The sequence below is a fragment of the Bacillus multifaciens genome (assembly GCF_030756675.1).
Taxonomy (GTDB): Bacteria; Bacillota; Bacilli; order Bacillales; family Bacillaceae_G; genus Bacillus_A; species Bacillus_A multifaciens.
In genome coordinates this window covers 88,466-102,400 of sequence record NZ_JAVBXD010000013.1, presented here as the reverse complement: position 1 = coordinate 102,400, position 13,935 = coordinate 88,466, and the positions used below count along the sequence as shown (strand labels likewise).

Sequence of the window (13,935 nt, the reverse complement as noted above, 5' to 3'; positions counted from 1 at the left end):
TCACTCCTCCTCCCCTAAGAGAAAAAAACATATAACTAAATACTGGATAGACCTAAGTACTAAGTCTCATTAATTTACACAGACTTCTTGACAGAACCATATATTACAAAGAGCGGTCGATATATCGTGAAAAGCGCCGATATATTGCAAAGAGCGGTCGATAACGGAAAATAGACTGAGTTCAAAAGGCACTTTTGTGCCTTTTGGGTCAGCCCCTGTACTTTAAGTAAGTTAAGACATAATTTCAGTGCGTTATATGATATATAAATCCACTTTGATTTTTTAACACACAAATCGCAACTATGCAGAATACACCATGCCCGGCTACTGGTCTGCTCCTTTTGTTTCAAACCTGGCATGTGGCAGGAAAAGGTCCTGACCGCTCCTATGAACAGTCAGACGCTCTCTCCCTCCCCTAAAAAAAGGGGGTTTTTATGTCGGTTTTTCAATTTGTATTTATATATAAGCTTCCCTAAATTTTCTCCTATGTTTTCTACTATCAATGCAAGCTCCTTAAAACTCCAAAATCCGAACCGTCTTCTGCGTTGCATTTAATTCAATCGTTCCGCCAATAGGCATTGTAACAATCGGATGTGTGTGACAACAATCAAAATCAGCTAAGATTGGAATATCTGTGTCTCCGATTACTTCGAGCAAAATATCATATGGTGTCAACCCTATTCCTTGATCGTCAAATTGTTCATGTTTTCCTAAGATGATCCCGCCAATCTTTTCAAATACACCGTTTATTTTCAAGAAACTAAAATGCTTTTCAACGATCGCTGCTGTTTTTTTACAGTCCTCGATCATTAAAATATCTCCCTCATGAATAACAGGCATATAAGGACTTCCCCATATACTTAATATCGTCATTAAATTCCCAGCTATTAACCGACCAGTTGCGACGCCTTCTTTGACGCAAACCCATTCATTCGGATAACTTGCTTTCGGCCGATTTTGTGTCTGCCAATTTAATTGCTCATCTGTCCAAACAGGATATACAGGATACTCATATGGAAGTGCTGCATTTTTTATTAACACATCTTCAAATGATGAAAATGTATTATTTACATATGGAGGAAATTCTCCCAATGATGAAATTAAGGACGGGCCATAAAATGTTGTCATACCTGTTTTCGCATAAATACCTAATAAAATGGCAGTGACATCAGAATACCCAACGAAAATTTTCGGATGTTTTTTTATTGCTTCGTAGTCTAAATAAGGAAGTAACGAATTCGAATTGCTTCCTCCAACAGACGACATCATACACTTAATTTCTCGATTCCAAATGAATTCGTTCACCTCTTGAGCACGATCTTTTATACTCCCAGATCGATAACCATCACACTTTCTAGTAAGACTTCCTTCAACGATAATAAATCCTTTACTTTCCATAAATTGTTTTGAACGCTCGAATCTAGTAGGTGATGTATATGTACCTGGTAATGATGGTGAAAAAACTCCTATTTGATCTCCTTTGTTTAACTGAAACACTTCTTTTCACTCCTATATAAACATATATGATATTTCTTTACTATAACCTAACTTCCTAGATACATGAAATTAATAGAAGTGTTCTTAGATCAATTATTAAAAATGTCGAATTTTAAAGAAAATTGTCTATTTTTCGTTGATTTATTTTATTTTTAATGCTAAACTCTTAATTAATAAAGAAAGAGTAGCGAAAAACCCTTAAGCTTATAAGTTTTCTGAAAATTAAGTTTTTAAAACCTTTTTAACTTTCATTGACATTCTTGTGCTGCTCCCGCTCTTTCTTTATCCTTTCAAGAAGTTGTCACGAAGCTAGACTTTGTGGCAGCTTTTTTCTTTTCTATTACACTCCTCTATTCGTGGTAAAATATAGTTATTAATTATTAGGTGGTGGCACAAACAATGAAAGGTCTCATCATTAGATCACCTTGGATTGAGCTAATTTTAGAAGGTAAAAAAACTTGGGAAATAAGAGGAGCTAACACGAAGATACGAGGAAAAATAGCTCTTATTAAAAGTGGCAGTGGAATGGTATTTGGAACTGTTGATTTAATAGATAGCAAGAAATTAAGTCTTGAAGAATATCAACAAAGTGAATCATTTCATAAAGTACCAGCCCAAAATTGTCTTCAAGAACCGTACAAGTACACACATGCTTGGATTTTCCAAAATCCAACTCCATTGAAAGAACCAATACCATACAAACATCCAATGGGTGCGGTAATATGGGTGAACCTTCCCGATACTTTGTAATAATAAAAAACCCGCGCATTATTGCGCAGGTTCTGTACGATATTTTCCTTCAACGCGGTAAATACGATTTCCCTTGCTTGAGAATTTTTCTTCGTATTCCGTCATAATGTTTCCTTCGAAGTCACTTTTGTGAAGATCTAAGCTAATATAAGGCAGCAGCATGCCATATTCCGCCATACTTGTAAGAGAGTATTCAAATAAAGCTTGGTTATCTGTTTTGAAATGAATTTCCCCGCCTTTTACAAGTACTGTTTCATAGTTACGTAAAAATGTTTTATACGTTAAACGACGCTTTTCATGACGATTCTTTGGCCATGGATCAGAGAAGTTTAAATATACGCGATCAATTTCATTCTCCGCAAAGAATACTGTTAAATCTTCTGCATCTTTATTAATTAGTTTTAAGTTCGACAATGGTTCTTCAATTAATTTATCAAGTGCATCTACAATTACACTTGTGAATTTTTCAATTCCAATATAGTTTACGTTTGGATTTGCTTTTGCCATTTCGTACATGAAGCGGCCGCGGCCTGTTCCAACTTCAATGTGAATCGGGTTGTCATTTCCAAATAACTCGTTCCATTTTCCGTTACTCTCTTCTGGATTTCCAATTACAAACTGTGAATATTCTTTCGTTCGGTCCATTGCATATGGTTTATGTCTTAAACGCATAGTTCTCTCCCTCTCTGCACTCCAAGATGTGTGTATCATATAAAAAACCAAGTACGTACGAGCACTCGGTCCGTTTCTTTCAAGTATAAAATTTACTATTTTGATGGAAACTACAAAGTGTATAAAATACAATTTCCATCAGCGGTTCGTTACGCTCGTTTCATTGTTACGATAACAACTGAAAAGGATGTGTTAAAATGCCACTTAATCATGAACATCAAATGACAATCTTAAAAGACATCTTAGTCAATCATCAAAGTGATTGCTGTGGAACGGTTTCTGAATGTGAACAATTAGAACGTCTCATTCAATCATTGCTCGTAAATGACAGTGTGAGTAATGAGGTTAAATCTATGTTAAACGATGTATATTACTATAGTCAATCGGGTAAATATTCTCCAGATTTAGATAACCATATTTCTGGTCATCAAGAACAACTGTCACAATGGATTACAGGAATGGATAGTTTTTCTTAACTTATTCTGAAGCGAGTAGTTGCATTAAATATTGAAGCCAATATTCTGCTTCTACTTGCTTATTTTTTGTTCTATATAATTGTACGAAAATCATACATTGCAGTATAACATACCATTTCATACGGCTTAGCAAAGAATCAGTAAGTTCTAATCCGTAATGCTCAAGCCATTCGTGCCATTCCTCTCTTGGAACATACCAATGAAGCAGCATCCCAATATCAAGAGCTGGGTCTGCAATAACTGCTCCATCCCAATCAATTAAAAACAATTCGTTATCATCTGTTACTAACCAATTGTTATGATTGACATCGCAATGACAAACAGCAAGATGTTCAAATTCTACATTCTGAAGGGACTTTTGTAAATACTGAAGTCCTTTTTGAATGACTTCATTTTGCTTTACATCCTCTTGCAAAGTGCGAAGCGCTTCTTCTAATATATCTTGCGCATGCAAAGGCTGTTTCCCAAGCTTTTGAATCATGTGCACTAACGCTTCAGAAGAATGAATTTTTTTCAGCAATACTGCCACTCGCTCAGAATTCATATCCTCTGGTTCTAATTTTTGTCCTGGGAGCCATTTTTGTGCCGAAATTACATCACCATTTGTTAATCGCCTTGTCCAAAGTAACTTCGGAACAATTCCTTCTGCTGACAATACCGCAAGAAAGGGCGATGAATTACGCTTTAAAAAGATTTTATGCTGTTCGTTGTGCGCAATGTAGGCATCCCCTGTCGCCCCTCCGGCCGGCATTACTTTCCACTCTTTTCCTAACAATTGTTCCAACCATTCCATGTTCATTACCCGTTAACAAATCCTTATCTTTTATAGTTATGAAAAGAAAAACCACAACATTTCCAAACATATGCCCTGGGTTTCCATTCATTCTGCTTCAATGTAAGTAAAAGTGAAAAAACAAACAAGCTGCTCACTCTTTTACTTTATTTTACAAAAATAATAATAGACTGGCAACTTAACTGAATAGCCACCTTGATTAATTCTACATTTATTACATTCGCATCGTCAAGGGTCGATTCGTCACAATTTCGTCAATATATACGTGCTAATCGGAGCAATGGCAATTGTATCTCCCTCAAATGAAGAAATTGGATCTTCATTTGCCTTTTCCTCATTTGCAAGGATGTGCCATGTACCACCTTTAGGTAAAGAAACGGTTTGCTCCTCTGTTCCGTTATGAAATAGCACAACAATTTCTTTCCATTTTCCAAATTGCTGCACATCTTGTAAATAATATGCAATGACAGACGGAGTTGTATCTAAAAAAGACATATGCTGCCTAATTAATTCAGAAGATGAAAAACGAAAGGCACCGTGTGATTTGCGAATTCGAATGATTCCTTTTAGATAAGAAACGGTTTCTTCTTCGCGCTCTTTTTGATTCCAGTTCATTTGATTGACACAGTCCAGGGCGTTATAACTATTTTCGTTTCCTTGCTTTGTACGATAAAATTCTTGACCAGCATGTAAAAACGGAATGCCTTGTGCTAATAATGTCATCGTTGTTGCAAGGCGATGGCGGCGTTTTTGCATATGCTCCTCTTCTTTACTGCTGCCGCTAATCTTATCCCACATCGTCATGTTATCGTGACATTCTACATAGTTAATGCTTTGTACAGGTTCTATAAATAAGCTACTTTCTTTAATATAAGGGATACTTCCTGTAAGCAAGTATTGGATATGCTCTTTATTTGTTGTCTCGCCAAGTGCATACCCACGTTTTTGCACGTCAAAAGTACTTCCTTTAATCCCATCGCGAAATTGATCATTAAACTGCGCGATATGTGGTAGTTTCGCTGCATTTTGTAACGTTGCCTTCTGATCCGCAGCAAGTGGTGTTTGTAAATCCCATCCTTCACCTAATAATATGACATGCTCTTTTACTTCATTTACCTTCTGACGAATTTCGTTCATTGTCTCAACATCTAAAATCCCCATTAAATCAAACCGGAAACCATTCACCTTATACTCTGTTAACCAATATAAAATGGAATCGACAATAAACTTGCGTACCATACTACGCTCTGAGGCAATATCATTCCCAACCCCCGTCCCATTTGACGGCATTCCATTTTCATCGTGCCGAAAATAATATCCAGGTACAAGCTTCTCAAAAGAAGATGTTTCTCTTTCATACACATGGTTATAAACAACATCGATAATGACGCGCAGACCATTTCGATGAAGCGCTTGAATCATTTGTTTACATTCAACAATTCGGTTGTACGGATTAAATGGATTTGTTGCATAGCTACCATTTGGAACATTATAAAATAGCGGATTATACCCCCAATTATACGTTGCAAATGGCTGCTTCTCATCGACTCCGGCATAATGATGAATTGGTAATAGCTCAATATGTGTAACGCCTAATTCCTTTATATAAGAAAGGCCTGTTAACGTTCCTCGTTCTCCTGTCGTTCCTTCTTCTGTTAGACCAAGATATTTCCCTTTATACATTGCGCCGCTATGAGGATGAACTGTCATATCACGAATATGTCCCTCATAAATAACAGCATCCGTCATAGAAGTCATGATAGGTAATGCTTCCTCATCGTGCACAGACGTTTTCGCAAGGTTTATGACAATTCCGTACGTACCGTTTATAGACACTGATTTTGCATATGGATCAACCGCTTCTCTCCAAATTAAATTAATACAAACAAGAAAGGTATACTTCGCACCGTCCCAGTCTCCCGCTAACTCACAACTCCAAACACCTTTTTCTTGCCCTTCCATTTCATAATCTTTATATACTGCCCCTGTTTCATAAATACGAATTTTTGCTTTCGTAGCTGTTGGCGCCCACACTTTAAATACAGTTTGATTACTGCAATAAGAGGCACCTAAATCGCTTCCTTCATACATATATAACTCATCAAATTTCTCTGTCCGAATAACAGCACCCATCTGTAAGTCCGTTTCTGCCCCCTGTTCATCGCGTATGATATAACAGTTACTCAATGTAATGGGTTCATTCACTTTACATTCATATTTCGTTGCATGTGGAAGAGAGGTAACACAAGTAATTGGAAGTTCCCATTCAGTTGTGCCTTGCTTTAAATGGAATATGCCACTCGTCCCGTACGCATGCGGAAGTAAAACAGTAATTTTGTCCATTTCATCTAAATATGCTTCAAACGTACGCTGTATGCTTAACATATGTATCCACACCCTCCCAAGAGACATTCCATTTTCTATAGTATATTCAAAAAATCAGAAAACGTTTTCAAGCTTATGCATTCTGTAAAGATATTTCATAAATCGCTTCATACTTCGGCACTCGTTCTACATGCGTTTCATATAACGTTACTGTTGCCACTTCAAATATATACGGCGGCAGGGCAGGAAGCTGACTTTTATCAAATGCTTCTTCTCCCTTCCATTTACGAGCTACAGTAATATGAGGATGATACGGCCGCGTTTCCAATTGAAAACCATTTTGCTCACATATCGTATACACTTGTTTTTGTAAATCAAACAAAGCACGTTCTTCTTCCACTCCTACCCAAAACACACGCGGCTGTTCTTTTACACCAAATGTATGACACCCTTGCAATGTAAGTGAAAAACGCGACATTTTAGCCAGTTGCTGCAAGTCTAGTTTTAGCTTCTCAAGTTGCCCTTCCTCAGCACTTCCTAAAAACGAAAGTGTAATGTGATAATCTTCTGTATAGACCCAAGAACGAAACGGCGTTGTTCCTTCTATTATTTCTTTCCACTCTGCTAGTATGTTCTTTATCTCATTTGGTAATTTCACTGCAATAAAATAATGTCTCGCCATCTTTTCTCTCTCCTTTTCCCAGGATACATCTATTATTCGTGTGAAGCTGATTCTCCATACATATGAAAGAAGCCGCTCTCCTTATCGAGAGCGGTTCGTCCATTGTTTACTTCACTAATGAAAGTTCGATTGTTCAACACATAAATCGCCTGTACGGAAAACACAAAGTGACCTCGCACTCGTTTCCTATCTTTGTTTTCGCACAGCACGTGGCAGGAATAGGCCCTGACCGTTTCTATGCACGGTCAGTCCCTCTCGCCTCCCTTAAAAATAAAGGTTTTAATATTCTTTTCGGTACATCTGCCGCCGGTAAGGAAAATAAAATATGCCCTACGCTTGTTTTCTCTCTTTGTTTCCACACGGCACGTGGCAGGAATAGGCCCTGACCGCCTCTACGCATCGCCAGTTCCTCTCGCCACCTAAAAAAGAACGGTTTTTTGGTTTTTCATTTCCATACTACTATTTCGCTAATTCATAAATTGCATGTGCATAAATCGCTGTTGCTTTCAGTAAATCTTCAATTTCGATATACTCATCTTTTTGATGTGCTAATTCTTCTTTCCCTGGGAATAGCGGACCGAACGCAACCCCAGCTTTCAATGAACGTGCATATGTACCGCCGCCAATTGCTAACAACTCGGCTTTTTCTCCTGTTTGCTCTTCGTATACACGCTGAAGTGTACGAATTAATACATGATCTTTATCAACATGATGCGGACGAGAATCTGATACATTTGTGATAGCAAAGTCTTTTGCATTCACATAATTTGTTAATGTTTGCAGCGTTCCTTCTAGGTTTGTTGTAACTGGATAGCGAATATTCAATCCAAGTTTACCGCCTTCTTCTTTTGTATAAGAAAGAAGACCAACGTTTACTGTTAATGGACCTGTAATCTCATCTGCATACGCAATGCCGGCTTTTTCTCCAAGCGTATCATTTGTAAATGTTTCCGCAGCTAAGCTAGCAAATGCCCCACCTTGCTCATCTAAAGAGATTGTCGTTAAGAAATTCACAAGTGTTAAACCTGCATTTTCTCCTTGTTCCGGCGTAGAACCGTGTGCCGAAATCCCTTCTACTTGCAGTTTGATTGTATTTCCTTCCACAATTGCTTTCCCGTTTTTCTTTGCTTCTTGTATATATTGTTCATACTGACTTGCAAGTTCTGTTGCTTTTTCGCTCGTTAGGACAGCTTCTGCGAAATCAGGAACCATATTTAATCGGCGCCCGGATGAGAAGGATACTAATACATTTTCTCCTGCTGTATGTTCCTTTTTATTTTGAACTACATATAAATCGCAAATTCCTTTTTCCGCATTAATAATTGGAAAATCTGCATCTGGAGCAAATCCCATTGTTGGCATTTCTTCGTGTTTAAAGTAATGGTCTACACACTTCCAGTTACTTTCTTCATCCGTTCCTAAAATCATGCGAACGCGTTTCGAAAGAGGCAATCCTAATTCTTTTACAATTTTCATTGCATAGTAAGCTGCCATTGTTGGACCTTTATCATCAATCGCACCGCGTGCAAAGATTTTACCGTCGCGAATATCCGCGCTATATGCAGGCGTCGTCCAGCCGTCTCCTTCTGGTACTACATCAACATGACATAAAATACCAACAATTTCTTCTCCTTGTCCCATCTCTAAATGCCCTGCATATCCCTCTAAATTTTTAGAAAGAAATCCATCAGTCTCTCCCTTATCTAACATGAAAGATAATGCTTTTGCTACACCTTCTCCAAACGGTGCACCTTCTTTTGCTGTTTCTTCTTCCCATACACTTTTAATTTGTAAAAATTGCTGTACATCATGAATAAGAGCATCTTTTCGTTTCTCTACTTCTTGCATCCAATTTATATTTGTCATACTTCCACCTTCTTCTTTGTTCTCTCTTTCATCATAGCAAACGAACCCTTTTTATGCTAGCAAGCTCCAGTCTAATAACGAACAATTTTAATATTTCAGATAATTAAAATTAGCTTTTTCATATTTTTTTCTTATTATTTTAATTTTTTTGCAGGAATTTGACGTTTTACGTAGAAATTTATGAGATAATTGATAAAGAGAAACAGAATATCAACAACTTTCTTTCTACAAACTCTATCTCACATTAAAATTTTGTAAAATTTGAGCAAGTTAGAGCATGTTTTTTTTCATCTGGAGTACAATGAAAATAACGACCTTCTTTCCTGAATGGGTCAAAAAACTTGTAGAGGAGTGGTTTTTTGATAAAACCTACAACTACTCGTATGCTAACACGCATTAAATCAATCTATATTTACATTAATGAGAAAGGCACCGTAACGACGCAAGACCTTGTAGATGAGTTTGGGATCACACCGCGAACGATACAACGCGATCTGAATGTGTTGCAATTTAATGAGCTCGTGTATAGCCCTTGCCGCGGCAAGTGGACAACAACAGGAAAGAAAGTGAGAATGACCTCGTAATGAGTATAACCTGATTTAGTATATACATACCCCCATTCTTAATAGAAGAATGGGGGTCTTTTTGATTATGATATAAATCTGTGCTAGCCAAAACAAAAAGTGATTTCTACTCGTTTTCCCTCTATATTTTACCTTCGCACGTAGCAAAAAAAGAACCTGACCGCTTCTATGCACGGCCAGAACCTCCCTCTCATCTAAAAAAGAGCGTTTTTACACTTGTCTATTCTATTCTCAACCGCTAATTCACCACTATCGAAAACATAAAGTGACCTGCTCTCGTTTCATCTCTCTGTTTTAACATCGTACGTAGCAAAAAAAAGGCCCTGACCGCTTCTATGCATCACCAGGACCTCTCTCCCACCTTAAAAAAGAGGGTTTTTATGTTCTTTTTTCAACTTATATTTCTATTTGAGTATGATAGGATTTCAGCATCTCTACTTCTTCGTCTGTTAATTCACGGTACTGTCCAAGCTCTAGTTCCTCATCTAATACTAAAGGACCCATCTCTGTGCGTTTTAAGTACACAACCTTTTTCCCTACTGCTTCAAACATGCGCTTTACTTGATGAAACTTACCTTCTGTAATAACAAGTTCAATTTCAGACACGTCATCGCTTTGGAGAATTGTTAGCTCACCTGGTTTTGTTTCATATCCATCATCTAGAATAACGCCTTTTTTGAACGCAGCAACATCTTCTTCTGTCACTTTTCCAGCTACTCTTGCAAAGTATTTTTTCGGAACGTGCTTTTTCGGAGAAAGAAGTTGATGCGTTAACTTTCCGTCATTCGTTAATAAAAGAAAACCTTCTGTATCGATATCAAGTCTTCCCACTGGAAACGGATCAAAAATCGCATCTTCCATTTCTAATAAATCAATAACTGTTTCATGATTGTCATCTTCTGTTGCAGAAATGACCCCTTGTGGTTTATGCATCATTAAGTATACAAATTCTTTATACTCCACTACTTCACCGTGAATCGTAACTTCTTGTTCTTCTACGTTCACATGATATTTTGCATCTTTCACTGATACGCCATCTATTTTGACAACGCCGTCCTTTAATAGTTTTTTCACTTCTTTACGGCTACCATGGCCCATGTTTGCTAATAATTTATCTAATCTCATCGTTTCACCTGCTTTATATAATTAGAAAAAGAGAGGCGCACAATTTACGCCCCTTTCGTTTTGATCTTCAATCTATCACCAAGTTTGCGCTGAATCTTCTCTAAAAATTCACCGCCAAATACTCGCTCTATTACGCCGGTACGGAATGCTAAATAGCCATACACAGCCGCTCCTCCGATTGCACAAATGAAGACTGTAACAAGTGCCGCAGGGCGACTTGTCTCAAATGGAAGCATAAAGGAAAGAATCCATAATAATATCTTAACTACCACAACCATCCCAGCTGTTAATACTGCAATTTGAAACGTTCGTTTATACACAAGCGCAAATGAAAAGTGCGCGTATTTTCGAATTTGTTTATTTGTATACCAAATGGATACAGCGAATCCTACACCCGTTGCTACAACTGCACCAATTGTTCCAAAATAACGAATGAACACCACATTACATAAGAATTTTAAAATAACGCCCATGCCAAGTGCAATGATCGCATGCTTTTGCTGGTTAATCCCTTGCAAAATAGCTGCTGTTACTGTAAATAATGCAAACAATAACGCGACTGGCGCGTACCACATTAATACTTTTCCACCGAGCGGATCAGCTTCATAAAACGCTGTATAAATTGGATACGCTAAAGTGGATATTCCAACGACAGCTGGTAATGTTAAAAACATATTCACTTGAAACGTTTGGGTAATTTGCTGCTTCAAATAACGGAACTGTCCTTCTGTAAACGACTTAGTAATCGCTGGTACGAGCGTTAAGCTGTACGCCGTTGCAAGCGATACTGGAATCATAATTAACTTATGCGTCCACATTGTAAAAATACCAAGAGCACGTTCGGCAATATCCCCTTGTCCAATGGCTTGCATAATTGCGTTAAACGTTAACGTGTCAATTTGCTGATAAAGCGGAATCGTTAACCCAATGACAACATAAGGAATCGCATAGGCAAACAGTTCTTTAAATAAATCAAACGTCCCAACTGTTGATTCTGCTACGGTTTGATTGATGATGTATTGATCTAAATGATGCTTTCGCTTCATCCAATACCAAATGAGGACAGCCAATGCTCCGACAGCGGAAACAAACGCTGCGAATGTCGCCACGCCAACTGCTGTTGCGACTGAACCTTTCATCACTTTTATAACGATAAAACTACCGATAAGTAAAAATACAATACGAATAATTTGTTCAATAATTTGTGAAACGGTCGTTGGCCCCATTGATTGGTACCCTTGAAAATAACCGCGAATTAAACTCGCCGCTGGTACAACAAGAAGTGCAAAGCTAACGAGACGGATAATCATTGTGACATCTTCTAAGCTGTTATGTAAACTATTCTTCCCTAGCATTGCCTCCGCAAATAACGGTGCTGTCATATACAAGACTAAAAAGGAAAGTATGCCGCTTATGATCATCATAACCATACCAGAGCGAAACATTCTCCGGCTCGTCTTATAATCTCCAAGCGCATTATATTTCGAAACAAACTTCGAAACTGCAAGCGGCACCCCTGCCGTTGCGATACTTAAAAAGATTGTATATGGAATATATCCATACGTGTATAACGTCCCGCCTTCTGTGCCAACTAACGCATGAAACGGAAAAATATAAATCATGCCGAGGAACTTCACTAAAAATGTCCCAAGCGTCACAATAAGCGTTCCGCGCAAAAATTTTGAATCGGACATAAAAAAATCCTCCTACATTATTTCAAACGCTGAACTCCAACTTTTGTATTGTACCATACTTTCTCCTCGAAACAGCATATCCCTCCATTTTTCTTTTCTATGAAAACATGATATTCTTGAATGCAGCAAAATAAGAAAATGAGGTCGATTAATATGCATTATGATGTAATTGTCATTGGTGGAGGTCCTTCAGGATTAATGGCAGCGATCGGTGCTGCTGAAGAAGGTGCTCGCGTGTTACTTCTTGATAAAGGTGACAAATTAGGAAGAAAGCTTGCTATTTCTGGCGGCGGACGCTGCAACGTAACAAACCGTCTTCCGCTTGATGAAATTGTAAAACATATTCCGGGAAATGGTCGTTTCTTATATAGCGCCTTTTCTATTTTTAATAACGAAGACATTATTCAGTTCTTCGAAAAACTTGGTGTTAAATTAAAAGAAGAAGATCATGGACGAATGTTTCCTGTATCAAACAAAGCTCAGTCCGTTGTAGACGCGTTATTAACACGTTTAAAAGAACTGCGCGTTACCATTCGGACAAATCTCCCTGTTAAAACTGTAGAATATGAAAATGGACAAACGAAAGCGGTCATTCTGCAAAATGGTGAAGTGATTGAAACGAACCATGTTGTTATTGCCGTTGGCGGGAAATCAGTGCCGCATACAGGCTCTACTGGAGATGGTTATGCTTGGGCGGAAAAAGCAGGGCATGCCATTACAGAATTATTCCCGACGGAAGTACCACTCCTTTCTAGTGAACCATTTATTCGCGACCGTACATTACAGGGCATAGCGCTTCGTGATGTAGAACTAAGCGTATTAAATCCAAAAGGAAAAGCAGTTATCTCTCACAAAATGGATATGCTCTTTACCCATTTCGGTGTATCTGGGCCAGCAGCACTTCGCTGCAGCCAGTTCGCCCTGAAAACGATGAAAAAGTTTAAAACAAACAAAGTAACAATGAGCATCGATGCGCTCCCAGAAGAACACAGCGAACAACTATTCCAGCGTATGATGAAACAAATGAAAGAAGATCCGAAAAAAGCAGTAAAGAATGTACTAAAAGGCTATGTCCCTGAGCGTTATTTCTTATTCCTATTAGAGAAAAATGAAATTGACGGCAGTCAGCAATGCGGGCAAATTTCTCATGAAAAAATCCGCGCTCTTGCTGCAGACTTCAAAGGATTTACCTTTAGCGTAAATGGAACGCAGCCACTTGAAAAAGCATTCGTAACAGGCGGCGGGGTGTCAGTGAAAGAAATTAATCCGAAAGAAATGTCATCCAAGGTCATGAACGGCTTATACTTCTGCGGAGAGATTCTTGATATTCACGGTTATACGGGCGGGTATAATATTACTTCCGCATTCGTTACAGGCCGAATTGCTGGAATGACTGCTGGTCAAAATGCTACCATATAGTAGTAAAAAAGGAGTCTAATTACTAGTCTCCTTTTCATTTGTAATTGTAAAA

Annotated in this window: 13 protein-coding genes; 4 read left to right on the top strand and 9 right to left on the bottom strand. The window is 38.1% G+C overall.

Features of this window, described 5'->3' with window-relative positions:
* Positions 1-513: 513 nt before the first annotated feature.
* Positions 514-1,497, bottom strand: coding sequence for a S66 family peptidase (locus tag Q9306_RS10905; protein ID WP_306198202.1), 984 nt, complete (start codon positions 1,495-1,497; stop codon positions 514-516).
* 399 nt (positions 1,498-1,896) lie between these two features.
* Here Q9306_RS10905 and Q9306_RS10900 point away from each other — a divergent pair, with 399 nt between their 5' ends.
* Positions 1,897-2,247 (top strand): ASCH domain-containing protein, encoded by a 351-nt coding sequence (locus Q9306_RS10900; RefSeq protein ID WP_306198200.1) that lies wholly within the window; start codon positions 1,897-1,899, stop codon positions 2,245-2,247.
* 18 nt (positions 2,248-2,265) lie between these two features.
* Here Q9306_RS10900 and trmB read toward each other — a convergent pair whose 3' ends face one another.
* The gene (gene trmB, locus Q9306_RS10895) at positions 2,266-2,919 is read right to left on the bottom strand and encodes a tRNA (guanosine(46)-N7)-methyltransferase TrmB (RefSeq protein WP_306198198.1); all 654 of its coding nucleotides are present in this window, start codon (positions 2,917-2,919) and stop codon (positions 2,266-2,268) included.
* 197 nt (positions 2,920-3,116) lie between these two features.
* On the opposite strand from trmB, the gene Q9306_RS10890 reads away from it, so the two are divergent.
* Complete coding sequence (locus Q9306_RS10890) at positions 3,117-3,395, top strand: YtzH-like family protein (RefSeq protein ID WP_306198196.1); 279 nt, start codon at positions 3,117-3,119, stop codon at positions 3,393-3,395.
* A gap of 1 nt (position 3,396) precedes the next feature.
* Here Q9306_RS10890 and Q9306_RS10885 read toward each other — a convergent pair whose 3' ends face one another.
* The 5 genes from Q9306_RS10885 to pepV all read right to left on the bottom strand — a co-directional run bounded on the left by Q9306_RS10885 (position 3,397) and on the right by pepV (position 9,061).
* Entirely contained in the window at positions 3,397-4,194 is a 798-nt protein-coding gene (locus Q9306_RS10885; protein WP_306198193.1) for a phosphotransferase family protein, read from the bottom strand.
* 237 nt (positions 4,195-4,431) lie between these two features.
* Positions 4,432-6,573 (bottom strand): type I pullulanase, encoded by a 2,142-nt coding sequence (gene pulA, locus Q9306_RS10880; protein ID WP_306198191.1) that lies wholly within the window; start codon positions 6,571-6,573, stop codon positions 4,432-4,434.
* 73 nt (positions 6,574-6,646) lie between these two features.
* Positions 6,647-7,195, bottom strand: coding sequence for an RNA 2',3'-cyclic phosphodiesterase (thpR, locus tag Q9306_RS10875; protein ID WP_306198189.1), 549 nt, complete (start codon positions 7,193-7,195; stop codon positions 6,647-6,649).
* Positions 7,196-7,430: 235 nt separating this feature from the next.
* Positions 7,431-7,595, bottom strand: coding sequence for a hypothetical protein (locus Q9306_RS10870; protein WP_306198187.1), 165 nt, complete (start codon positions 7,593-7,595; stop codon positions 7,431-7,433).
* Positions 7,596-7,654: 59 nt separating this feature from the next.
* Complete coding sequence (pepV, locus tag Q9306_RS10865; protein ID WP_306198185.1) at positions 7,655-9,061, bottom strand: dipeptidase PepV; 1,407 nt, start codon at positions 9,059-9,061, stop codon at positions 7,655-7,657.
* Positions 9,062-9,423: 362 nt separating this feature from the next.
* Here pepV and Q9306_RS10860 point away from each other — a divergent pair, with 362 nt between their 5' ends.
* The gene (locus Q9306_RS10860; protein ID WP_090918771.1) at positions 9,424-9,645 is read left to right on the top strand and encodes a DeoR family transcriptional regulator; all 222 of its coding nucleotides are present in this window, start codon (positions 9,424-9,426) and stop codon (positions 9,643-9,645) included.
* A gap of 396 nt (positions 9,646-10,041) precedes the next feature.
* On the opposite strand, the gene Q9306_RS10855 is transcribed toward Q9306_RS10860, so the two are convergent.
* Both Q9306_RS10855 and Q9306_RS10850 read right to left on the bottom strand, forming a co-directional pair.
* Positions 10,042-10,770: a pseudouridine synthase gene (locus Q9306_RS10855; protein ID WP_306198183.1), complete on the bottom strand. Its 729-nt coding sequence runs from the start codon at positions 10,768-10,770 to the stop codon at positions 10,042-10,044.
* 44 nt (positions 10,771-10,814) lie between these two features.
* Complete coding sequence (locus tag Q9306_RS10850; protein WP_306198181.1) at positions 10,815-12,464, bottom strand: putative polysaccharide biosynthesis protein; 1,650 nt, start codon at positions 12,462-12,464, stop codon at positions 10,815-10,817.
* A gap of 153 nt (positions 12,465-12,617) precedes the next feature.
* Here Q9306_RS10850 and Q9306_RS10845 point away from each other — a divergent pair, with 153 nt between their 5' ends.
* Positions 12,618-13,883, top strand: coding sequence for a BaiN/RdsA family NAD(P)/FAD-dependent oxidoreductase (locus Q9306_RS10845; RefSeq protein ID WP_306198178.1), 1,266 nt, complete (start codon positions 12,618-12,620; stop codon positions 13,881-13,883).
* Positions 13,884-13,935 lie beyond the last annotated feature (52 nt).

Bases quoted from the DNA above. Each gene is read 5' to 3' on its own strand.
- Q9306_RS10900 (WP_306198200.1), top strand. From the start codon at position 1,897: ATGAAAGGTCTCATCATTAGATCACCTTGGATTGAGCTAATTTTAGAA.
- trmB (WP_306198198.1), bottom strand. From the start codon at position 2,919: ATGCGTTTAAGACATAAACCATATGCAATGGACCGAACGAAAGAATAT.
- Q9306_RS10890 (WP_306198196.1), top strand. From the start codon at position 3,117: ATGCCACTTAATCATGAACATCAAATGACAATCTTAAAAGACATCTTA.
- Q9306_RS10885 (WP_306198193.1), bottom strand. From the start codon at position 4,194: ATGAACATGGAATGGTTGGAACAATTGTTAGGAAAAGAGTGGAAAGTA.
- pulA (WP_306198191.1), bottom strand. From the start codon at position 6,573: ATGTTAAGCATACAGCGTACGTTTGAAGCATATTTAGATGAAATGGAC.
- thpR (WP_306198189.1), bottom strand. From the start codon at position 7,195: ATGGCGAGACATTATTTTATTGCAGTGAAATTACCAAATGAGATAAAG.
- Q9306_RS10870 (WP_306198187.1), bottom strand. From the start codon at position 7,595: ATGCGTAGAGGCGGTCAGGGCCTATTCCTGCCACGTGCCGTGTGGAAA.
- pepV (WP_306198185.1), bottom strand. From the start codon at position 9,061: ATGACAAATATAAATTGGATGCAAGAAGTAGAGAAACGAAAAGATGCT.
- Q9306_RS10855 (WP_306198183.1), bottom strand. From the start codon at position 10,770: ATGAGATTAGATAAATTATTAGCAAACATGGGCCATGGTAGCCGTAAA.
- Q9306_RS10850 (WP_306198181.1), bottom strand. From the start codon at position 12,464: ATGTCCGATTCAAAATTTTTGCGCGGAACGCTTATTGTGACGCTTGGG.
- Q9306_RS10845 (WP_306198178.1), top strand. From the start codon at position 12,618: ATGCATTATGATGTAATTGTCATTGGTGGAGGTCCTTCAGGATTAATG.